19 protein-coding genes are annotated in these 20,624 nt (G+C 65.4%); 3 read left to right on the forward strand and 16 right to left on the reverse strand.

What is annotated here, in order from left to right:
• Window positions 1–74: 74 nt before the first annotated feature.
• The 5 genes from HARCEL1_RS13955 to HARCEL1_RS08410 all read right to left on the reverse strand — a co-directional run bounded on the left by HARCEL1_RS13955 (window position 75) and on the right by HARCEL1_RS08410 (window position 7,661).
• Window positions 75–563 (reverse strand): DUF6516 family protein, encoded by a 489-nt coding sequence (locus HARCEL1_RS13955; protein WP_108382328.1) that lies wholly within the window; start codon window positions 561–563, stop codon window positions 75–77.
• Between the two features lie 16 nt (window positions 564–579).
• On the reverse strand, window positions 580–1,131 hold the full coding sequence (locus tag HARCEL1_RS08395) for a DUF7342 family protein (RefSeq protein WP_108382330.1): 552 nt from the start codon (window positions 1,129–1,131) through the stop codon (window positions 580–582).
• 345 nt (window positions 1,132–1,476) lie between these two features.
• Complete coding sequence (gene leuS, locus HARCEL1_RS08400) at window positions 1,477–4,131, reverse strand: leucine--tRNA ligase (RefSeq protein WP_108382333.1); 2,655 nt, start codon at window positions 4,129–4,131, stop codon at window positions 1,477–1,479.
• Between the two features lie 126 nt (window positions 4,132–4,257).
• A complete protein-coding gene (gene thsB / locus HARCEL1_RS08405) occupies window positions 4,258–5,916 on the reverse strand; it encodes a thermosome subunit beta (RefSeq protein WP_108382335.1) in 1,659 nt (552 codons plus the stop codon).
• A gap of 170 nt (window positions 5,917–6,086) precedes the next feature.
• A complete protein-coding gene (locus tag HARCEL1_RS08410) occupies window positions 6,087–7,661 on the reverse strand; it encodes a globin-coupled sensor protein (protein ID WP_233357318.1) in 1,575 nt (524 codons plus the stop codon).
• A 157-nt stretch (window positions 7,662–7,818) separates the two neighbouring features.
• Here HARCEL1_RS08410 and HARCEL1_RS08415 point away from each other — a divergent pair, with 157 nt between their 5' ends.
• On the forward strand, window positions 7,819–8,322 hold the full coding sequence (locus HARCEL1_RS08415; protein ID WP_108382339.1) for an amino acid-binding protein: 504 nt from the start codon (window positions 7,819–7,821) through the stop codon (window positions 8,320–8,322).
• A gap of 21 nt (window positions 8,323–8,343) precedes the next feature.
• On the opposite strand, the gene phaC is transcribed toward HARCEL1_RS08415, so the two are convergent.
• The 4 genes from phaC to HARCEL1_RS08435 are packed head-to-tail and all read right to left on the reverse strand — an operon-like array spanning window position 8,344 to window position 11,325.
• Window positions 8,344–9,858, reverse strand: coding sequence for a class III poly(R)-hydroxyalkanoic acid synthase subunit PhaC (gene phaC, locus HARCEL1_RS08420; protein WP_108382342.1), 1,515 nt, complete (start codon window positions 9,856–9,858; stop codon window positions 8,344–8,346).
• 11 nt (window positions 9,859–9,869) lie between these two features.
• Window positions 9,870–10,421 carry a poly(R)-hydroxyalkanoic acid synthase subunit PhaE gene (locus HARCEL1_RS08425; RefSeq protein ID WP_108382344.1) on the reverse strand — a complete coding sequence of 184 codons (552 nt, stop codon included), beginning with the start codon at window positions 10,419–10,421 and terminating at the stop codon, window positions 9,870–9,872.
• 48 nt (window positions 10,422–10,469) lie between these two features.
• Window positions 10,470–10,982 (reverse strand): hypothetical protein, encoded by a 513-nt coding sequence (locus HARCEL1_RS08430; protein WP_233357319.1) that lies wholly within the window; start codon window positions 10,980–10,982, stop codon window positions 10,470–10,472.
• Between the two features lie 34 nt (window positions 10,983–11,016).
• Entirely contained in the window at window positions 11,017–11,325 is a 309-nt protein-coding gene (locus HARCEL1_RS08435) for an AbrB/MazE/SpoVT family DNA-binding domain-containing protein (RefSeq protein ID WP_108382349.1), read from the reverse strand.
• Between the two features lie 301 nt (window positions 11,326–11,626).
• On the opposite strand from HARCEL1_RS08435, the gene HARCEL1_RS08440 reads away from it, so the two are divergent.
• Complete coding sequence (locus HARCEL1_RS08440; protein WP_108382351.1) at window positions 11,627–12,175, forward strand: hotdog family protein; 549 nt, start codon at window positions 11,627–11,629, stop codon at window positions 12,173–12,175.
• Window positions 12,176–12,185: 10 nt separating this feature from the next.
• Here the strand turns inward: HARCEL1_RS08440 and cgi121 are convergent, their stop codons facing one another.
• Window positions 12,186–12,665, reverse strand: a complete 480-nt coding sequence (cgi121, locus tag HARCEL1_RS08445) for a KEOPS complex subunit Cgi121 (RefSeq protein ID WP_108382353.1) — start codon at window positions 12,663–12,665, stop codon at window positions 12,186–12,188.
• The gene (locus HARCEL1_RS08450) at window positions 12,665–14,938 is read right to left on the reverse strand and encodes an ATP-dependent DNA helicase (protein WP_108382356.1); all 2,274 of its coding nucleotides are present in this window, start codon (window positions 14,936–14,938) and stop codon (window positions 12,665–12,667) included. Before HARCEL1_RS08450 ends, cgi121 begins: the two co-directional genes overlap by 1 nt.
• Before the next feature lie 95 nt (window positions 14,939–15,033).
• Here HARCEL1_RS08450 and HARCEL1_RS08455 point away from each other — a divergent pair, with 95 nt between their 5' ends.
• A complete protein-coding gene (locus HARCEL1_RS08455) occupies window positions 15,034–15,636 on the forward strand; it encodes a hypothetical protein (protein ID WP_108382358.1) in 603 nt (200 codons plus the stop codon).
• A gap of 166 nt (window positions 15,637–15,802) precedes the next feature.
• Here the strand turns inward: HARCEL1_RS08455 and citZ are convergent, their stop codons facing one another.
• From citZ to trpC, 5 genes are all read right to left on the reverse strand, one after another.
• Window positions 15,803–16,942 carry a citrate synthase gene (gene citZ / locus HARCEL1_RS08460; protein WP_108382360.1) on the reverse strand — a complete coding sequence of 380 codons (1,140 nt, stop codon included), beginning with the start codon at window positions 16,940–16,942 and terminating at the stop codon, window positions 15,803–15,805.
• Between the two features lie 106 nt (window positions 16,943–17,048).
• Window positions 17,049–17,414: a DUF5658 family protein gene (locus HARCEL1_RS08465; protein WP_108382362.1), complete on the reverse strand. Its 366-nt coding sequence runs from the start codon at window positions 17,412–17,414 to the stop codon at window positions 17,049–17,051.
• A gap of 149 nt (window positions 17,415–17,563) precedes the next feature.
• Window positions 17,564–18,391, reverse strand: a complete 828-nt coding sequence (gene trpA, locus HARCEL1_RS08470; protein WP_108382365.1) for a tryptophan synthase subunit alpha — start codon at window positions 18,389–18,391, stop codon at window positions 17,564–17,566.
• Window positions 18,388–19,692, reverse strand: coding sequence for a tryptophan synthase subunit beta (trpB, locus tag HARCEL1_RS08475; RefSeq protein ID WP_108382367.1), 1,305 nt, complete (start codon window positions 19,690–19,692; stop codon window positions 18,388–18,390). Before trpB ends, trpA begins: the two co-directional genes overlap by 4 nt.
• A 10-nt stretch (window positions 19,693–19,702) precedes the next feature.
• Window positions 19,703–20,503 (reverse strand): indole-3-glycerol phosphate synthase, encoded by an 801-nt coding sequence (trpC, locus tag HARCEL1_RS08480; protein ID WP_108382370.1) that lies wholly within the window; start codon window positions 20,501–20,503, stop codon window positions 19,703–19,705.
• Window positions 20,504–20,624: the final 121 nt, after the last annotated feature.

The following is a 20,624-nucleotide window of genomic DNA, read 5'->3' on the forward strand; positions in this document are numbered from 1 at the left end:
GTCGCACTGACGACGAACGCTCTTCTTTCCATTTCGATGCAGTAATAGCCGATATTATAAAAAATATATCAGAGCTAGACTGGCCAGGTTGGGAGCGAGGGAGTCCCATCCGACCAGCGAATCGCCTCTATCGCCGTCGGGAACTGCTGCAATCGGTCATCGAGGACGGACAGTGGGTGCGCATCCTGGAAGGCTGCACCGTGCCGATCGACGGGTGTGTCGTCGTGATCGTGTTGGATGTGACAGGGCCCGAGGTCCGGGTGATCGGCGTCCTGATGGAAGCCGACCATTAGGTCCCGGTCCGGTTCGACCCAGTTGATGCGATAGTATTCCCGGTCGACCCCGGCCGGGTACCAGAAGCGAATCTCCAGTCGTGCGTTCTCCACGTCGGAAGGGGTACCCAGGAACGATACCGGATCGACATCCGCGATGACGTATCGTGGTCGTCGTCGAGACGGTCGATACCGCACGTTTTCACAGCCTGCTTCCCTCGTCAGTCGGTCGTGAACGTCTCTGAGGAGGGTCCGCTGTGTGTATCGATCGCGACCGGCGAGGAAGATCATGCTGTATACAGAAAAATTAGCTCGTGGCGCGGTCAGCCACGTCGCTCATCTGCTCGCGTGCTGCCGTGACGTCCGAATAGAGCTCCAATGCGTGTTTGATGAGGCGGCGATCCTCCACGTTCTCGCGCCAGAACGCGATCACGTCGCGCCGCTCGCGGAGTTCGTCACTTCCGAGATCGCCGTCGGCGAGCGACTGTTCGAGATCCTCCCACGTCTCGACGTCGTAGGTCGCCTGCCACTCCTCGATCTCTGCGGTGATCGTGGCCAGTTCGTTCCGAAGCTCCTCACGCGTGTTCTCCTCGATGAGCGTACGGATTTCCTCGAAGAGCAGTCGCGTGTAGTCCGGCCGATAGCGCGTCGTCTCGCCGCCCTCGACACGGCGCAGTTGCCCCTGCTCGACGAGCGCCTGGAGTTCGTCGCTGGTCGTGCTCCATGCGGCGTCGGCCTGCTCGCTGATCCAGTTGACCGAACGGGGTTCGCGAAGCGTCTCCGCGACCGATCGAATACGTTCGCGGGCGCTCATCGACTCGGCCCACGACTGGACACCATCTCGCGGAGACTCGGACATACTGGAGACCTCTCGCACTATCGTTCGCGTTCAACTCCCATATATGTTTGTCCCCTCTCGTATAGTCGAGATTCCGTTGGGGTGGCGACACCCAGATATCGAAATGCGATGGCGACAGAAGCGACGAGTCAACAGATATCCACCCGACTTCGAGGAACTGTTGCCGACTGACGCGACGCCCCCAAATCCCAGGAAGGGTGTCAAACGTAGAGAATAGCATTCTGAAAGGCGGCGAAACCGATGCGCCACGATCTGGTCGAACGGGTGGTTCTCCGAGAGGGATAGGAGTAGGAAAATGACGTCCTGCTGGCGAGCCTTTGGCGACAGTACCGCGTCCGACGGACGCTACGCCTCGATGTCGATCGCCGGCCGCCCGGGGCGCGCATCCGTGGCCCAGTCGCCCGCCGCGTCGGCGTCGAGAATCTCCAAGGGCGCGTCGAACTCGCTTTCGATCAGCCAGGCCGCGCGTTCGAGTGCCGTCCGCTCGCGGGCGGGATCGGCCTGTTCGGCCAGCGACTGGACCTCCGCGGCCAGATCCTGGGCGACGTCGGCCCCCCGTTGCCCGTGTTCGCGCATGTACTCCTGACCCATCAGCGCGCCCATCGGGTCCGATCCGTCGAACTCGCGGGCGAACGCGTGGGCCTCGAACGTCCAGTCGGGCGCGATCGCCAGGCGGATGGTTTCGGGATCCTCGATGCCGGCGACGTCGACGATGTCCCGCACGTCCGCACGGGTGTTCTCGATCAGTCGATCCGTGATCTCGTAGTCGTCGGGTCGGTCGGCAGTCGGCCAGTCCGCGGACGCGAGCAGGTCCTCGCCGTCGAGGCGATCCCAGCAGTGCTCTGCGATGTGGGGCGCGACGGGCCCGAGCAGTTTCACGATCGTCCGGAGCGCCCGGTCGAGCGTCTCCTCGGCGGGATCGGTCGCATCGCGATACCGATCGATCAGCGCGATCAACTCGCGAACGGCCTGGAGGGCGTGGTTGAAGCGGAACGCCTCGAACTCCTCGGTGACGGTCGCGATCGTCGCGTCCAGTTCGCGCTCGACGTAGGCGTCGATCTCGTCGCGATCGCCCGTCGCGATCGAACCGTCCTCGTGGGCCCGGACCAGGCGATAGGTGCGCTGGAGCAGGCGATTGGCCGAGCGAACGCCCTCTTCGGTCCAGTCGAAGTCCTTCTCCGGCTGGGCCGCGCTCATGATAAAGAGGCGGGCGGTGTCCGCGCCGTACTCCTCGACGATCTCGGTGGGCTGGACGACGTTGCCTTTCGATTTCGACATCTTCTCACCGTCGAGGAGGACCATCCCCTGGTTGGTCAGGTCGGCAAAGGGCTCGCGCACGCCCTCCAGGAGATCGATGTCGTCGAGCACCTTCGTGAAAAAGCGGGCGTACAGCAGGTGCATCACGGCGTGTTCGATCCCGCCGACGTACCGATCGACGGGCATCCAGTCGCTCGCACGCTCGGTGTCGAAGGGGGCGTCCGCCAGATCGGGCGAGCAGTACCGCAGGAAGTACCACGACGAGTCGACGAAGGTGTCCATCGTGTCGGTCTCGCGCTCGGCCGGGCCGCCACACTCCGGACACGTCGTCGCGCGCCATTCGTCGGCCTCGTCGAGCGGGTTGCCCGTCGTCTGGACGAACTCCGGTAGTTCGACCGGGAGGTCCTCGTCGGGCACCGAGACGTGCCCACAGTCCGGACAGTCGACGATCGGGATCGGCGTGCCCCAGTAGCGCTGACGGCTGATCAGCCAGTCGCGCAGGCGGTACTCGGTGACCCACTCGCCGTCGAGGTCCTCGACCAGTCGGTCGCGGGCACTCGCGCTGTCGAGGCCGTCGTAGTCGCCGGAGTTCACGAGCACGCCATCAGCGGTGTAGGCGGCTTCCTGGACGTCGATGGCGTCGGGATCGGGCTCTGCGTCGGGCGCTGGCTCGACGACCTGCCGGATCGGGAGGTCGTGGGCCTCTGCGAAGGCGTGGTCGCGGTCGTCGTGTGCGGGGACGGCATAGAGCGCGCCCGTGCCCACGTCGTCGAGGACGTAGTCCGCGACGTAGATCGGGAGTTGTTCGCCGGTCGCGGGGTTGATCGCGACGGCGTCGGTCGCGACGCCCGACGTTTCATCGAGGTCCGCACCGTCGGCGCGTTCGACGTACTCCGCGACGTCGTCGTCTTCGGCGGCGAGCGTCTGCGCGAGGTCGTGACCCGGCGAGAGCGCGAGATAGGTTGCGCCGTGGATCGTATCGAGACGGGTGGTGAAGATCGTGACGTCGCTATAGTCGGGCACCTCCAGGGTGACCCGCGTGCCCTCCTGGCGGCCGATCCAGTTGCGTTGCATCTCACAGACGTTCTCGGGCCACCCGTCCAGATCGTCGAGTGCGTCGAGCAGTTCGTCGGCATAGTCGGTGATCTGGAGATACCACTGATTGAGTTCGCGGTCCTCGACCGGCGATTCACACCGCCAGCAGACCTCGTCGTCGCCCGCCTCTTCGACCTGTTCGTCCGCGAGGACGGTCTCACAGTCCGGACACCAGTTGATCTCGCCGGCCTTGCGTTCGAGCAGGCCTTCCTCCCGAAAGCGAGTGAACAGCCACTGGTTCCACCGGTAATAATCGGGATCGCAGGTGCGGACCTCCCGGTCCCAGTCGTACCCGAAGCCCATCTGGGTCATGTCCTCGCGCATGTCCTCGATGCACTGCAGCGTCCACTCCTCGGGGTCGGTGTCGCGTCTCTCGGCGGCGTTCTCGGCGGGCAACCCAAAGGAGTCCCACCCCATCGGGTGGAGGACTTCTTCGCCGCGCATGCGCTCGAAGCGCGCGACGGTGTCGGTGATCGAGTAGTTGCGAACGTGGCCCATGTGGATGTTCCCCGAGGTGTAGGGGAACATCGCGAGCACGTACATGGGATCCTCGGCGTCGTCGGGCACCCGGAACACGTCGGCCCCCTCCCAGGCCTCGCGTGCCGCGGGTTCGATCGCAGTGTGGTCGAAGGTGATCTCGTCGGCCATGTTGTGGAGGCCTACTGGCAGGGCCCCACTAACGCTTTCCATCGGGGCCGAGGCTGGCGAGTCGCCGAGACTGAAAATCGCACAGAACAGATCCGCGCGCAGATCGCGAGTGTCAGTCGACCGGCCTTACATCATGCCGCCCATACCGCCCATGCCACCCATGCCGCCAGGGCCGCCGGGCGCACCGCCCTCGTCACCGTCGCCCTCGGTCGAAAGCCCCGAGGCGGTGATGATGTCGTCGATTTTCAAAACGAGGTTCGCAGCCTCGACGGCACTCGACATGGCGTGCCGTTTCGCGGATCCGGACTCGATGACGCCGGCCTCGAAGGTGTCGACCACGTCGCCCGAATAGACGTTCAGCCCGGCGTGTTCGTCGCCGTCCTCGTGGGCCGCACGGAGGTCGACCAGCGTGTCGATCGGGTCGTAGCCCGCGTTCGCGGCGAGCGTCCGGGGCACGAGTTCGAGGGCGTCCGCGAACGCCTCGACGGCCAGCTGTTCGCGCCCGGAGACGCCATCGGCGTAGTCGCGAATGCGGCGAGCGACTTCGACTTCGACGGCGCCACCGCCGGCGATGACGCGGCCGTCGGCGACCGCCGCGCCGACGATGTCCAGCGCGTCCATCATGCCGCGTTCGAGTTCGTCGACGACGTGCTCGGTCGTCCCGCGGAGCACGATCGTGACGTTGTGAGAGTTCTCGCTCTCGACGACGAACCAGTCGTTTTCGGCGTCGAAGGTCAGCGTCCCGTAGCCGAGCATCGACTCGTCGATGGCGTCTTTGTTCGAGACGATGCGGGCGTCGAGCACTTCCTTCATCAGCTCGATCTTCGATTTCTTGACGCGCTCGACGGCGAGGATGCCGTTTTTCGCGAAGATGTGCTGGATCAGGTCGTCGATGCCCTTCTGACAGAGCACGACGTCGGCACCGGAGTCCATGACGTGCTCTGCGAGTGCGCGAAGCTGTTCTTCCTCGCGCTCGACGAACTTCTGGAGCTGACTGGGGTCCTCGACGTTCAGCTGGGTGTTGGCCTCCGCACTCTGGACTTCCAGGGGCGTATTGAGCACGAGCACGTCGCCCTCGACGGTGGTGGGCATGTCCTCGTGAGCGGGCTCGTCGTCGATGATCGTCCCCTCCAGGAGGTGAGAGTTCGAGACGGACTTGCCCTCGTGGGTCTGGACCTCGATGTACTCCAGATCGACGACCGAGGAGCCGTCCTCGGCCTCGACGGTGACGTTTTCGACGGCCTTGACGACCAGGTCGGCCAGCAGTTCCTTGTCGATCTCCGAGCCCTTGCCGGTCATGCAGGTTTCAGCGACGTTCCGGAGGACCTCGGTGTCCTCGGGATCGATCTCGGTCGCGACGGCGTCGATCTCATCGCGGGCGCGCTCGCTCGCGAGATCGAACCCGTTGATGATCGCCGTCGGGTGGATGTCCTGATCGAGAAGCTCCTCGGCGTTTTTCAACAGTTCGCCCGCGAGTGCGACCGCCGTCGTGGTGCCGTCACCCGCTTCCTCTTCCTGGGTGTCGGCAACCTCGACGATCATCTCGGCGGTCGGATTGTCGATGTCCATCTCGTCGAGGATCGTGACGCCGTCGTTCGTGATCGTCACGTCCCCGAGCGAGCTGACGAGCATCTTGTCCATGCCCTTCGGCCCGAGTGTGGACCGAACGGCCTCCGCGACGGCGCGAGCGGCAGAAATATTGTGAGACTGGGCGTCCTCGTCTTTCATGCGCTCGGCGTCGTCACCGAGCACGATCATCGGCTGGCCCTGCATTCGCTGGCTCATGGTCGTCCGAGGATTGAATGTGATTCTATATAAATCATGCGCACTCGGGCCGACCCGCGATCGGTCGATCGATCGCACCTTGATCGGTAATTCGGTCGTTGAGCGCCCACAGACGTCGATAATCAGACAAACTCGCTGAAAGCGTCGTCCCGGACCGTCGGGGCGGTCGATCAGTGGTTTATGTTTTCGTCGGCCGAGACCGCCAGGTCTCGCACCGACCGGTGAATCTCGTCGATGCTCGCGGTCTGTTGTTCGTTCGCGGCCGCGATCCGGTCGACCTCCTGAGAGATCTGCTGGGACTGTTCGAGGAGTTCGTCGACCATCGAGGCGACCTCCTCGGTCGAGGCGGCCTGATCGTCGGTGGCCTCTGCGACCTCGCGGATACCCTGTGAGGTCTCGGTGACGGCGTCGACGATATCGTCGAGGTTGGCCATCGCGGCCTCGACCTGTTCGCGACCACGGTCGAGTCGGTCGGTCGTCTCTTCGAGGCTCGCGACGGTCTGGTCGGTGTCGTCGCGAATCGACTCGACCATCGACTCGATCTGGCTGGCGTGGTCCTGTGACTCGCCAGCGAGCGATTTCACCTCGTCAGCGACGACCGCGAACCCCTCGCCGGCCTCCCCAGCGCGAGCGGCCTCGATCGAGGCGTTCAGCGCGAGGATGTTGGTCTGTTCAGCGATGTCGTTGATCACGTCGACGACCTCGTCGATCTCTGCGACGCGGTCGGCCAGACGATTCACGTCCGTGGCGACCTCGGTCGCTGACTCGTCGACTTGCCCCATCACCGCGATGGCGTCCTCGGCGGCGTCACGGCCGTCCCGGGCGCGCTGCTCGGCCTCACCGCTCAGCGAGTCGACCTCCTCGGCCGTCGAGGCGATCTCCTCGATCGTCGCGGACATGTTCGAGACCTCGCCCGCCACCTCGGACATCCCCTCGGCCTGGCGATCGGAGAGGTCGCTGATCTCGGTCGCACTGCTCGCGAGGTCGTCGGCGGCGTCGCGGGTCTCCCCGAGTGCGGTTTCGATCTCGGTCGTTCGGTCCTCCCGACGTTCGAGTTCGGCTTCCAGACGCTCGTTGTAGGTGTGGATGTAGGTGTCCATCGCGACGCCCTGATCGAGCGTGAGGAGTTTCAACGCGGAGAGCGTGTCTTCCCGGAACTGATCGAGCGCCCGATCGACGCGCTCGTCGACGGCGTCTTCGACCGCTGCGGCGACCGCGGCGGGGTCGGCGTCGCCGTCGGCCATCGCGTCGTCGACGACCGCAGTGAGGTCGCGATCGGTCGTCTCGCGGGTGTGATCGGCCAGTGCCCGGGTGATCCCTTGATAGTAGATGACGTAGGCCCCGAGGTAGAACTTCGGGCCCATGTCGAGCATGTCGTGGAGTTTGCCGATGCGAGCGCGCTGGTCGAAGTACGATTGGTCGTAGGTGCCCTCGGTCAGCGCGCGAAGATAGCCCGACTGAGTCTGTTTGAGTTTCTCGACGCCCTTCGAGGAGCGACCCATGACCGCGAGTGATTCGTCGAACTCCTGGAGGTGATCGTAGAACCGATCTGCCAGGCCGTCAGCGATCGGATCGAGCACGTCCGAGAGGTCCGCGAGTCGGTCGGCGTCCGCATCTTTGAACTGCGTGAACGCTTTCCGCCACTCGATCTCGGTGTCGTCGATGCCGAGTGCGGCAGTCAGTTCCGGGCCATGCACCGTCGAACGCTCGGTCTCGGTGATGCGGTCTGGTCGTTCGAGAGTCATGTGGAGTCTCCGACGGCGGTCCGTCGTTTCTGTGTGAACGAGTGCCATCCGGTCCAATAGGCGTTCTGGCCGACCGGTCGGTCGTCCATCAAATTCGATCCGAGAGAGCGGCCATCGAACCCAAAGACAGAACCCCAGGGCTCGTGAACGCAGATCTATGTTCGCGGAGATCATGGCGAAGTTCGCTGACAGCCCCAGTCAGCAGCGGGTGATTCGCCTGCTGCTCGAACGGGGCTTCTCGGTCAACGACGAGGGGCGGGTCGTCTCGGGGTCGATCGAGATTCCGTTCACCGAGATCGCCCGCGAAGTCGACGTCGACCGGCGGGTCGTCGACGCGACGACCGACGCGATCCTCGACGATCCGGATCTGCGGCAGATCTTTCAGAACATCTCCCAGATCCCGAGTCTGATGGATCTCGCCCCGATTCTCGAACTGTCGGTCCTCGTCGTCACCGTCGCGGACGCGGACGCGAAAGGCATCGTCGCGACCGTCACGAACATGGTCGCCGATCACGACCTGACGATCCGGCAGATCGTCAGCGACGACCCCGAGTTCTCCGATCACCCACGCCTCTATATCGTTACGGACGAGCAACTCCCGGGAGAGATGTTGACAGAACTGAAAACCCTCGATTTCGTCCGCTCGATCGAACTGCGGTGACGTCTGCCGACGCGAGATGCGTCACTCGCCGTTGATCTGGTCGATCCAGGATCCGACCTGACCGACCGAGGCGTTCGCGATCTCCGCGACGGTCTCGCGGTCTTCGGCCAGGAGGTGGTCGACGGTGTCGATTCCCGCTTCGCGCAGGCGATCCGCGTACGTCGGACCGATGCCATCGACGGTCTCGATGTCGGTGTCGGGCGTGATCTCCTCGTCCGTCTCGGCGGTCGCCTCCGTGACCTGCTCGATGTCCTCCTCGTCGATCTCCGCGGCCTCCGTCGAGAGGTCGACGTCAGCCGTGAGATCGGCCGCTGACGCGTCCTCGGTCGCGGTATCGTCGGTCGGCGTCTCGTCAGTCCCGGTCGAGGACTCGTCGGCCGCGACCTCCTCAGCAGCGTCCTCGTCCGCGGCCTCCTCGTCGTCTTCGTCGATCTGCGAGCGCTCCGCGAACCACTCACAGACCTCCGGCCAGACGTCGGCGTGTGAGGACCGCGAGACCGCCAGGCCGACGTGCCCGGTGGAATACTCGATGGTCTCGACGTCCTCGCTCGCGACGAGGTCGTTGAACGGTTTCGACGCACTCGGCGGGACGAGGTGGTCGTATTCGGCGACGATCTGGAGCAGCGGCATGTCGATGTTGTCGATGTCGACGTGCTCGCCGCCGATGTACAACTCGTTGTTCGCGAGGTTGTTCTGCTGATAGATCTCTTCGAGGAACTGCGCGTAGGTCGCGCCAGCGACGTCGACGCCGTCTGCGAGCCACTTCTCCATGCGCGCGAAGTTCTCGACGAAGTTCTCGTTGTCGAGGTTGTCGAGGAAGTGGATGTACTTCGAGACGTAGTTGTCGACGGGGTCCATCAGCGCGAAGCCCTCGTCGAGGAACTCCTGGGGGACGTTCCCGAACGATTCGTGAATACGACGCGCGTCGAAAAAGGAATCGTCGCCCCACTTTTCGAGGACGCCACCCGTGTCGTCGAAATAGAGGCCGGCGGCCATCAGGCCGAGTGCGTTCACTTTCTCGGGGTGCAGGGCCGCATAGATCGTCGACATCGTCCCGCCCATGCAGTACCCGAGGACGTTGATCGCGTCCTGACCGGACTCCTCGCGGACGACGTCCGCGCAGTTGTCGATATACCGGTTGACGTAGTCGTCGAGCGTGAGATGCTGGTCGAGCCGAGAGGGATTGTTCCACTCGATGAAATAGACGTCGTGACCGTTCTCCAGGAGGCGGCGGATGACCGACCGGTTCGGCTGGAGGTCCAGGATATAGGGGCGGTTGATCAGCGCGTACACGACGAGAATCGGGACGTCGCTTTGGTCCTCGGGATCGACGTCGATGTCGGCGGCCTCGACGTCGTAGTGCAGGAGTTCGAGTTTGTTCTCCTCGTAGACGACGTCGCTGGGAGTCTGGCCGACGTCGACGTTGTTCATCGTCTCGATGGTCTCGGGGAGCGAATCCGCGACGTCGATGGCCTGGGTCATCGCTTCGACCCCCCGGCGCTGGGCGTCGATCGAAGCCGATAGTGGATCATTCATCACGGATCACCCTACTCGCTGGCCTCGATGATCTGATCGAGTTTGTCAGACAGTTCCTGCTGGCGACGTTCGAGTTCGACGAGGCGTTCTCCGACCTCGACGACGTCGTCGCGGGTCGCGAAACCCATCTGAGCGAGTGTGTCCTGGCCGACCGCGTCGGCCTCGTCGCGCATGTCCATCATCGCCTCGATCAACTGGCCGTTGGCCGCGGCAAAGGCCGAGGTGCCCATGACTTCCTTGAACGCCTCGTTGGCCGACTGTAGCCAGATATCACGAAACTCGCTGGGGTCGACGTCCTCACCCTGACTGGCGTCGGCCGACCGCTCGAACATCCGCTCGGCGGCGTCCATCCACACCTCGTACGCCCGATTGTACCCGTCGATCCCCTCCGAGAGGTCCTCGTCCTCGGGGACCGAGTCCTCGACGGCATCGGCCCACGACTCCATGAACGTGGCCTGTGCCGCCATGTTCTGTTCGATGGAGTCTGCCACCGCATCGTTGACGTCGTCCATCATATCCGCCCATTCCTCCTGCGCGTCGGTGGTAGTGTTCGTATCGCTCATCGTTTGGGAGCGCGTCGCATGTTCAAAAAATACTATCGGTTCGGGTCGCTACTCTTCGACAACGTCGACGGCCTCTTCCTGCACTTCCTTGACCTGCTCCTGGACTTCTTCGAGCTGGTCCTGGAGGTTCTCGACCTGTGAGGACATCTCCTCGACGGCCTCGACGGACTGGTCTTCGACTTCCTCGTGGGCCTCGATCAGGAGGTCGACCTGATCGTCGATGGCGCTGACCCAGTCACCGCTGAGGTCGTCGAACGCCTGCGTGCCCTCGGCCCACTCGTCTTCGAACGTGTCGAAGCTCTCGGAGTGGTTCTCGATCAGGAACTCGACCTGCTCGTCGAGTGCCGAGCGGAGTTCCTCGACGGCGGCCGAGGAGCCGGGCATCGAGGACTCGACGGCGTCCAGGTAGCTGTGGACGAGCGTCTGGCTCATCTCGACACCGCGCTGCTGGGCGGATTCGGTGGAGTCGAGGCTGTCGACGATGGCATCGCTCATGCTCTGCTGGAAGTCGATGCTCTGCTGGACGGCCTGCTGACTCTGTTTGATGGACGCGCGCTGCATTTCGAAGGCGGTCGTGATGGGGGTGGTGTATGCGTTAGTCATCGTTATTACCTGAACGGGTGACCGGGAGGACGACGGCCTGGACGATGTCGCCCTCGTCGATGTCGAGGGCCTCGCGTTCGGCGTCCGGAATCGAGATCCGGCCACCGCTCTGCACGCGAGTCTTGAACGTCGCCAGCTGGCTCATCGCGCCGAGCTGGTTCATGTCCATGCCCGCGCCGCCGCCAAGCATCTGCTTCATGAGCTTCTGCTGCTGAGTCAGCGCCTGCTCGCTGGCTGACTGCATCTCTTGCCACATCGCCGGCGGCCACATCATGTCCAACCCGTCTGTCTCCTCGGTCATCGGTTCAACCTAACATATACGCCAGGGGTACTTAAAGATTGCCCTCATTTACCACTCAGTACCATCAGATGGTATCGGTCGGCGTCAGTTCTCCGGGATCCGGTTCGGGCCGGCCAATACATACCCACGACGGCGAAAAATGGTGGCCGATCGGCCAGAGCGGGTCGAAACCCGAGGCGGTCGTCGAAGCGAGGCCCGAGTCGGTCGAAGTGCCCGTCAACCACGCGAACACGTTGGAAATTCGACGCGCAGTTGGCCGACCCGTACGTTTTACTAACTGGACGCAGTATTTACGTGTAGTATGCCCTGTGAGTCCGGTCGGAACACGGCGCTGGAGTCCTGGGCGGCCACCTCCGCCCAGGTCGTCGACAGCGTGATGGCGGCCAACAGGGCCGCTTTCGTCGCGATGGGCGTCGATCAGAGCGAGCGTCGCGCCGATGACCCCGACCGATCCGAATGGTCGATCGACCGCTCCGTCGAGAGCGCCCCGCTCTCGGTCGGGGATCGGGTCACAGTCTCGAAACCCCTCGAACGCCGCGATCTCGAACGGTACGCCATCTCGACGGGCGATCGGACGCCGATCGAAGCCACCGAGATCGACGGCGAACGCCTGATCCAGGGGCCGATGCTCGACGGCATCGCCGGCGCCGCGCTCTCACGCTTGCCGGGCCAGACGGTCCCGCTCTCGATGGATCTCGCCTACCAGGCGCCCGTCCCGATCGGTGAGCGGATCGCCGCCGACTGTGAGATCGTCGAGGACCTCGGCGCCGACCAGTTCCGCCTGTCGGTCACCGTCCACGGTGACGGATCGGTCTACGCCGACGGCGAGTCGGTCGTCCTGATGGAGTAGCGTTCTCCGGTTACCGATCGACGACGAGCAGCGCCACCCGTTCGAGTACGAGATCCGTGAGGTCACCGCGGGTCGCCGCGAGTTCGCTATCCGAAATCTCGAAATACGAGCGTACGCGCTCGCGATCGATCGCCTCGAAGACGGGACCGGGATCGAGCCAGTCGGCCGCCCGAAGCGTCTCGATCGCCGCCTCGGGGGCGACGACCGCGACGTCGTGGGCCTCGCTGTCCAGCCCCATCTCCAGGGCGCGATCGATCTGGCGACGCCCGGCGGCGTACAGCAGGATCTCAACCGCGGGATCGCGCGCGATCGCGTCACCGGCCGCGCGCTCGCGCTCGGCCAGTTCGACCGCGCGCGTAAGGTGCTCGCGCCCGACGAGATACCGGGCGTCGATGGCCTGTACCGGGCCGTCGTGGGCGTCGTCGATCGCCGCGATCGAATCGAGCGCCCGGTCACGATGCCCGTCGAAGCGGCCGGTGACGATCGCCATCAGAACTCACCCAGACTGGCCTGATCCTCGCTCGTGTCTCGATCGTCGCTGGCCGCCCCGGCGGACGTCTCGGCCCCCGAATCGCTCGATTCGATGGCCTCGCCGTCGGGCGTGACGGGTTCCACCTCGGACAGATCGGGGTCGGGGTGGCCGGCGTTTTCGAGGATCGTCTCGGTCGTCAGGCGACGCCCCTCCAGCGCGCCGAGGACGACCCCCGGATCGGCCTCACGGACGTCTGCGGGCGATTCGAGACCGGCGTCGTGGAGGCGACGCGCGCGTTTCCGGCCGACCTCACTGATCCCCACGAGATCGAGCAGTTCCGCGCCGACCCCGTCGGCAACGCGCTGGCGAGCGCGAGCGATCGCGGGCCCGCAGTCCAGACCGGCCTCGGTCGCGAGCGATTCGGCCGCGCCGAGCAGCCACTCCGAAGTCTCGACTTTGCCCCGCAGATCGCCGGGCCCGACGTCGTACCGGTCGGTAATCTCCGATTCCTCGCACTCCTCGGCCCAGTCTTCGAGCAGGCGCGCGGTCTTGAGTGCGGACAGCCAGTCCTCGAACTGATCACCGAACTCGCTGGGTGTCGGCCCCAGGAGTTCGGCCTCGCGCTCGTAGAGTTCCTCGGTGTAGGTCTCGTCCTCGCCCGATCGGAGGTAGAGTTCGTACATATCGGGCGTGCGCGCGACGAGGTGATAGAGGCCGAGTGCGGAGGGCTCGCCGTCGGCCGCGCGCAGGCCGTCGAGGACGACCGCCGCGCTCATCGGATCGACATAGAGTCGCGAGACGGTGTGGCCCAGGCCGGTCGCCGCGAGGCCGTCCGACCGGTCGAGAAAGTCCTGGCGCTCGAGATACGCGATCACGTCGTCGGTCACGCGTTCGATCTGGGCGCGATCGGGGGTCTGAGTGGCATACAGCGTCCGATCCAGAAAGTCCAACAGTGTCGCCCGACTGTTCGCAAAGCCCGAGGCCACGGTCGCGAGCACGTGCATCCGGAGCGCTGGCTCGGCGGCGAGTTTCGATCGGACGGGTTCGGGATCGGCCCAGACGTACCGATCGAACAGCTCTTCGAGTTCCTCGTGGCCCGAAGCGAGAAGGAGTGCTTCGCCGTAGGGATCCAGCCCGGGTCGGCCCGCCCGGCCACACATCTGGTGGACTTCGAGCACCGAGAGTGGGACCATCCCGCCCGCGGTGCCGTCGTAGCGTTGCCAGTCCCGCACGACGACCCGCCGCGCGGGAGTGTTCACGCCCGCGGCGAGCGTCGGCGTCGCGACGACGGCCTTGCAGAGTCGCTCGCGAAAGGCGTCTTCGACGATCGCGCGGTGTTCGCTCGCCAGGCCTGCGTGATGAAACGCCGCGCCGTCTTCGAGCGCGTCGGCCAGGTCCGCGCTGGTGTCGGTGTCGCTGACCTGGCGGACCTCCTGAGCGAGCGTTTCGAGGCGGTCGCGCTCGCCGGGAGCGAGTTCCGACCCGGTCGTCCCGGCGAGACGCCGCGCGGCGGCCTCGGCGTTGCGCCTGGAGTTGACGAAGACCAGGGTCGAGCCGTCTTCCCGGATGGTCTCCCGGACGATCGCAGCAGTCTGGTTCTCGCCGGATTCGACCGCCAACTCGCGTTGGCTGCCGTCCTCGACGTGAACCGACTGGCCGTAGTGGACGCCCATCTGCAACTCGATGGGCCGCCACTCGGAATCGACGAGTGCGGCGTCGAGCCAGTCGGCGAGTTCGCCCGCGTTCCCGATCGTCGCCGAGAGCGCGACCGTCTGGAGGTCGGGATTGCGCTGTCTGAGCTTCGCGAGTGTGACCTCCAGCGTGGGGCCACGATTCCCGTCGTCGACCAGATGCACCTCGTCCGCGACGACGACCGAGAGGTCGTCGATCCAGGGCGCATCGTTGCGCACCAGCGAGTCCACCTTCTCCGAAGTCGCGACGACGAGATCGCAGTCCGCGAGCCACGCCCCCGACTCTTCGTAGCGCCCGGTGGCCACGCCGACGTCGATACCGTACGCTTCCAGATCGGCAAACGTATCGCGTTTCTCGCTCGCGAGCGCGCGCAAGGGGACGATATACAGTGCGGTGCCGTCGGCCAGGCGGGACGTGATCGCGAGTTCCGCGATCAGCGTCTTCCCGCTGGCGGTCGGCACGCTCGCGACCAGGTTCTCCGATTGTGTGACGCCGGCCTCGACCGCGGCGGCCTGGGGTGGGTACAACTCCTCGACGCCGCGCTCAGACAGCACCTCGGGGACCCACTCGGGCACGCCCGGGATCGCCGCGGGTTCCATAGCCGCCGTTGCGCTCGGTGGCCCTTCAGCCGTTCGTTTCGGTGGGTGTTTGATCCTGCCCAACGGCCGTGAGGAGTCGGCTCGTGAGTCAGCGCATGGACCGACCGACTGCGGACCGACGCCAGTTTCTCGCGCTCGCGGGCGCGACCGCGACCACCGTCCTCGCCGGCTGTGACGGCGACGAGGGACAGACGCCGACCGAGACGACGATCCCCGACACGCTCACAAACCCGAGTTTCGAGAGCGGCCTCGACGGCTGGACGATCGGGCGAGACCTCCCCGAGGACCCGAACAACGCCGGCGAACCGGTCGATTCGAGCGTCGCAGTGACCGATCGGGTGGCCAGCGACGGGGACCGCGCGCTGGCGTGTACGATCGACGGGAGCGCCGACGACGGGACGGTCTGGGTCGAACAGCGGGTCGATCTGAGTGGCGTCAGCGAGGTCAGCGTCGACGGGTTCAGTGCCCAGGAGTCGTTCAACACGATCGCGAAACTCGCGGTGTACGCGGGGCCGGACCCCGATGGCGATCTGACCGAAAGTGATTTCGACACCTCGAAAGCGACCGAGGATCACGAGGGCTGGGAGACCTACACGTACGACGTCGATCACGACGGCCCGGGCCTGGTCGCGGTCGGCATCAGCGTCGTCTGGGAGACCGAGGTGACGCGCGTGCTCGACGACGTCCGTCTGGACTGATCGCCGTCGCTACTCGATCAGGAAAAAGAGGAGTGTGTGACCCACCCGATCGAAGGGGCCGATCGGATGTGAAGGTGAGCCACCCGGAGTGAAAGTGAAATCGCACGCCAGCGCGCCGGTCGATCGAGCGCGTCTGACGCGTGTCCGACGGTGGTCCGTGCGAATTTCAGCGGTCGTCGATCCGCGTAAAGGACTGTTCGTCGGGCCCGACGTACCGCGCCCGCGGGCGGATGAGGCGATTGTCCTCGCGGTATTCGAGGACGTTCGCGACCCACCCGCCGACGCGCGACATGGCGAAGATGGGTGTATAGATGTCGATCGGGATGCCCATCTCGTAGTACATCGACGCCGAGTAGAAATCGACGTTCGGCGCGATCCCGACCTCTTTGTCCATGAACTCCTCGATGGCGCGACTGTACGAGTACCACTTGAGTTCGCCCGCGGCGTTGCCCAGCGCCTTCGATTTCGCGCTGAGGATCTTCGCGCGCGGGTCTTTGACGTCGTAGACGCGGTGGCCGAAGCCAGGGATGCGCCGGCCACTCTCAAGGGCCTCGCGGGCCCACTCGACTGCGGAGCGGTCGCTCTCGTCGACCTCCTGGAGCATCCGCATGACGTTCTGGTTCGCGCCGCCGTGGAGGTCGCCTTTGAGCGTCCCGATCGCACTCGTGACGCCGCTGTAGACGTCCGATTCGGTGGAGACGGTCACCATCGCGGCGAACGTCGAGGCGTTGATGCCGTGGTCGGCGTGGACCACCAGCGCCATGTCGAAGACGTCCGCGAGCGTCTGGTCGGGGACCTCGCCGTCGAGCATGTACAGAAAGTTCGCGGCGTGATCTAAGTCTTCACGCGGCTCGACCGGTTCCGACCCGTCGCGCAGGCGCTTGTAGGCGGCGACGATCGTCGGCATCTTTGCGGTGATGCGACGACCCATGTGGCGGGTAAGTTCGGCGTCGTCGGTCGCGCTGTCTCCGTTCTCGGGGTCGTACGCCGAGAGCATCGAGACGGCGGTCCGCAGCGCCGCCATCGGGTTTTCCTCGCGCGCAGCGAGTTCCCGGACCGTCTCGATCACACCCGGGTCGACCGATCGCTCGGCGGCCATGCGCTCGCGAAAGGTCGCCAGTTCGCTCTCCGTAGGGAGCGACCCCTCCCAGAGGAGCGCGAGCGTCTCTTCGAAACTGGCGTTGCGCGCCAGCACGTCGATCGGATAGCCCCGGTACCGAAGCGTGCCCGCCTCGCCGTCGATGAAGGAGAGCGACGACTCCGTGACCAGCACGTCCTCGAGCCCCTTCGCGAGCTCGTCAGTCATGGCGTACAGTTCCCACGCGGAAAGAAAAACATTGGCGTTTGTCGAGCCCACCACAGGAAACGAGAACATTCGGCAGTTCTTGCCGATCGGGGTGAACGCTCGCCACTCACACCATCGCGACGACGTTGATCGCCGCCACCACGTTCCAGAGCACGGCCAGGCCGAGCGCGGCGGCGTACCCGAAATCGACTCGATAGAGCCGTAAGCCGACCGCGACGGCGACGATGGGCACCTTGAGCCCCACGAGTGCCGCCGGACCCCACACCGAGATCCCCCACCGCATCAGCGGGTTCCCCTCGGTGAGCCCCGCTTCGAGTCCGACCGTCGTGGTGGCCATGTCTGCCACGAGGCCCGCCAGAACGGCCCCCCACAGCAGGAGTTCGATCCGACCAGCCGTGACGGACTGGTCGATTCGGTGACGATACCGCTCGACGGCATTGGTTGCGCGCTCGACTGTGTACTCGGAATTCATCGATCCACCCCGGCTCGCCCGTCCCCCCGGACGAACGATCCTAAATTAACAAAGCGGATTACTGAACAAAACGTTGTCGATCGAATGTGGATGACTCGCACGGGTATGCCGGCCGCGCCACCCACCGAATTCCGAACCGAGGCCGACGGTCAGTCAGTCGTCGAGTCGACCCGATCGCGCCCGCCGTCGATCGCCCCGGCTTTGAGTGCGGCGGCTTTCTCGCGTACCTCCTGGGCGACCGTGTCGATCGAGCGATCCTCGCTCGCGCCCCGAGCGACGATGTCGACGAGTGCGGAGCCGACGATGATGCCGTCGGCCCCACCAGCGACGATGTCGCGGGCGTGTTCGCGCGTCTTGATCCCGAACCCGACGGCTTTCGGGACCGGCCAGTCCGCGACGCGCGCGAGTGTCGCGCCGGTCTGATCCGAGACGTCGTCGCGAGCGCCCGTCACGCCCAGTCGCGCCTGGACGTAGACGTACCCCGAGGTCACTTCGCGCATGGTCGCGAGGCGATCGTCGGTCGTCGTCGGCGCGACGATGAAGATCAGATCCAGGCCGAACTCGTCACACGCCTCACGCAACGGCCCGGCCTCCTCGGCGGGCAGATCCGGCACGACGAAGCCCGCGATCCCCGCCTCGGCCGCCCGTTCGACGAACGACCGCGGCCCGTCGCTGTCGCCGTACTGATACAGGAGGTTGTAGTAGGTCATACAGACGACCGGCACGTCGATGTCCAACTCCTCGACAAAAGTAAAGTAGCGATCGGGCGTCATCCCCGCCTGAAGCGCGCGCACGATCGCGGACTGGATCGTCGGCCCTTCCGCGATCGGTTCCGAAAAGGGCAGGCCGAGTTCGATGACGTCCGCGCCGCCCTCGGCGAGCGCCTCGACGTAGGCTTTCGACGATTCGCGGTCGGGATCGCCCGCGACGAGATACGGAACGAAGGCTGGCTCGTCGAACACGCCGTCGAGGCTCATCGCTCGCCCTCCGCGCCCTCGGTCGGGTCGTCGAGCGCCGCCGCGGCGTCCAGATCACGGTCGCGCGTCTGCTCGATGACCGTTTCGAGGTCCTTGTCACCACGACCCGAGACGTTGACGATCGTCGTCTCACCGAGCGCGTCGGGATGTGCTTCGAGGTACGCGAACGCGTGGGCGGTCTCCAGCGCGGGGATGATCCCCTCCAGGCGGGAGACGCGATGGAACGCTTCGAGCGCGTCGTCGTCGTCGACGTTCGCAGCCTGCACCCGCCCGGTGTCGACGAGGTGGGCGAGTTCCGGGCCGACCCCCGAGTAGTCCAGGCCGGCCGAGACGCTGTGGGATTCGAGGATCTGGCCGTCCGCGTCCTGCAGGAGTTTCGTGCGCGCGCCGTGGAGGACGCCCTCGTCGCCGGTCGACAGCGTCGCGGAGTTGGGCGCGACGCCGCGCTCCTCGTCGACCTCCAGCGACGAGCCGCCGGCTTCGACGGCGATCAGGTCCACGTGGTCTCGCGGGCGCTGCCCGCTCGAATCGTCCGCGGAACGTGGTTCCGCGCAGTCGTCTCGGAACTCGTGGAACGCGCCCATCGTGTTCGACCCGCCGCCCGCACACGCGACGACCGAGTCGGGCAGCCCCCCAGTCTTCTCGCGGATCTGTTCGCGGGCCTCCTCGCCGATGATCGACTGGAAGTCCCGGACCATCTCGGGGAACGGGTCCGGCCCGACGATCGATCCGATGACGTAGTGGGTGTCCTCGACGTTACTCGCCCAGTCGCGCATCGTCTCGGAGATGGCCTCCTTGAGCGTCCCCCGCCCGGTCGTCACGGGCGTGACGGTCGCACCGTTGAGACGCATCCGCTGGACGTTGGGCCGCTGACGTTCCATGTCGGTCTCGCCCATGTACACCTCACAGGGCATGCCCAGATGGGCGGCCGCCATCGCCGTCGCAGTGCCGTGCTGGCCTGCCCCGGTCTCGGCGATGATCCGGTCTTTGCCCATGTACTTCGCGAGCAAGACCTGTCCGAGCGCGTTGTTCAGTTTGTGCGCACCGCCGTGCAGCAGGTCCTCGCGTTTGAGATAGACGTTCGTGTCGTATCGGTCGCTCAGCGCCTCGGCGTACTGCAACGGCGTCGGTCGGCCCCCGAAGTCCGCGAGTCGATCGCGAAGTTCCGTCGGAAAGTCGTCGGCCCCGTCCAGAACGTATCGTTCGTAGGCCTCACGCAGTTCTTCGATGGCCGGCATGAGCGCCTCCGGCACGTACTGGCCGCCGTATCGTCCGAATTTGCCGTCGTGTGAGTCTGTCATGAATGTATGCTCAGTGTGTTCGCTCGGTCTCAGCGTCGGGACAGGTTGCCCCGACGAGTCGTTCGGTCGTCGCCTCGATGGGCCCGCTCATGATCGCTGACCCGACGAGCAGGCCGTCTGCCCCCGCCTCGCACATCCGTGTCACGTCGTCGGGCGTCGCGATCCCGCTCTCTGCGATCGACGTGACGTCCTCGGGAATCGCGGGCGCGACCCGTTCGACGGTGCCCAGATCGACCGTGAGTTCGGCCAGATCGCGGTTGTTCACACCGACGATCGTGGCTCCGGCGTCGAGTGCCTCGTCGAGTTCCGCCCGGGAATGGGTTTCGACGAGCACCTGAAACCCGCGCTCGCGGGCCGCGTCGATCAGGTCGGCCAGGTCGTCGGTGCCCGTTTCGTCCAGAAAGCGCACGATCAGCAGGACGACATCGGCCGCGACGGCGTCGAGTTGGGCCTCCCTGACGACGAAGTCCTTCCGGAGGACCGGGACGTCGACCGCCGCGCGCACCCGGTCGAGTGTCTCGGGAGACCCCCCGAAGTGCTCGGGTTCGGTCAGCACCGACAGGGCGGCCGCGCCGCCCGCGACCATCGCCTCCGCCGCGGCGACCGGATCGGTCTCGCGAACGCCGTCGGTCGTCGGACTCGTCGGCTTCACCTCTGCAATCACGGGGACGCGACCGTCGGCGCGGGCCGCCGCGAACGCGTCCGGAAGCGATCGTGCGTCGGCGGCGATCCGATCGGCCTCGACGGTCCGCTCGCGTGCGGCGTCGAGGATCGACCGGACGGCCGGATCGATCTCGTCATCAGCCACCATTGTAGTACACTAACGTACACTCCTGTACAAAAGAGTTGCGGGTCGTTCGCGATTCCGATGCAGGCACACATTCCAAGTCGTCGATTCACGGCAAATATTGACTAATTTTATGCTGATAGCA

This window comes from Halococcoides cellulosivorans (assembly GCF_003058365.1).
Classification (GTDB): domain Archaea; phylum Halobacteriota; class Halobacteria; order Halobacteriales; family Haloarculaceae; genus Halococcoides; species Halococcoides cellulosivorans.

Coding starts and splice junctions, on each gene's coding strand:
- cgi121 (WP_108382353.1), bottom strand. CDS start 12,665: ATGGCGATCGTCACCGGCCGCTTCGACGGGCATCGTGACCGGGCGCTC.
- citZ (WP_108382360.1), bottom strand. CDS start 16,942: ATGACTGACGAGCTCGCGAAGGGGCTCGAGGACGTGCTGGTCACGGAG.
- trpA (WP_108382365.1), bottom strand. CDS start 18,391: ATGAGCCTCGACGGCGTGTTCGACGAGCCAGCCTTCGTTCCGTATCTC.
- HARCEL1_RS08440 (WP_108382351.1), top strand. CDS start 11,627: ATGCCCTGTGAGTCCGGTCGGAACACGGCGCTGGAGTCCTGGGCGGCC.
- HARCEL1_RS08465 (WP_108382362.1), bottom strand. CDS start 17,414: ATGAATTCCGAGTACACAGTCGAGCGCGCAACCAATGCCGTCGAGCGG.
- HARCEL1_RS08430 (WP_233357319.1), bottom strand. CDS start 10,982: ATGCAGCGCGCGTCCATCAAACAGAGTCAGCAGGCCGTCCAGCAGAGC.
- HARCEL1_RS08455 (WP_108382358.1), top strand. CDS start 15,034: ATGGACCGACCGACTGCGGACCGACGCCAGTTTCTCGCGCTCGCGGGC.
- leuS (WP_108382333.1), bottom strand. CDS start 4,131: ATGGCCGACGAGATCACCTTCGACCACACTGCGATCGAACCCGCGGCA.
- HARCEL1_RS08450 (WP_108382356.1), bottom strand. CDS start 14,938: ATGGAACCCGCGGCGATCCCGGGCGTGCCCGAGTGGGTCCCCGAGGTG.
- phaC (WP_108382342.1), bottom strand. CDS start 9,858: ATGAATGATCCACTATCGGCTTCGATCGACGCCCAGCGCCGGGGGGTC.
- HARCEL1_RS13955 (WP_108382328.1), bottom strand. CDS start 563: ATGATCTTCCTCGCCGGTCGCGATCGATACACACAGCGGACCCTCCTC.
- HARCEL1_RS08415 (WP_108382339.1), top strand. CDS start 7,819: ATGTTCGCGGAGATCATGGCGAAGTTCGCTGACAGCCCCAGTCAGCAG.
- thsB (WP_108382335.1), bottom strand. CDS start 5,916: ATGAGCCAGCGAATGCAGGGCCAGCCGATGATCGTGCTCGGTGACGAC.
- trpB (WP_108382367.1), bottom strand. CDS start 19,692: ATGACAGACTCACACGACGGCAAATTCGGACGATACGGCGGCCAGTAC.
- HARCEL1_RS08425 (WP_108382344.1), bottom strand. CDS start 10,421: ATGAGCGATACGAACACTACCACCGACGCGCAGGAGGAATGGGCGGAT.
- HARCEL1_RS08410 (WP_233357318.1), bottom strand. CDS start 7,661: ATGACTCTCGAACGACCAGACCGCATCACCGAGACCGAGCGTTCGACG.
- HARCEL1_RS08435 (WP_108382349.1), bottom strand. CDS start 11,325: ATGACCGAGGAGACAGACGGGTTGGACATGATGTGGCCGCCGGCGATG.
- trpC (WP_108382370.1), bottom strand. CDS start 20,503: ATGGTGGCTGATGACGAGATCGATCCGGCCGTCCGGTCGATCCTCGAC.
- HARCEL1_RS08395 (WP_108382330.1), bottom strand. CDS start 1,131: ATGTCCGAGTCTCCGCGAGATGGTGTCCAGTCGTGGGCCGAGTCGATG.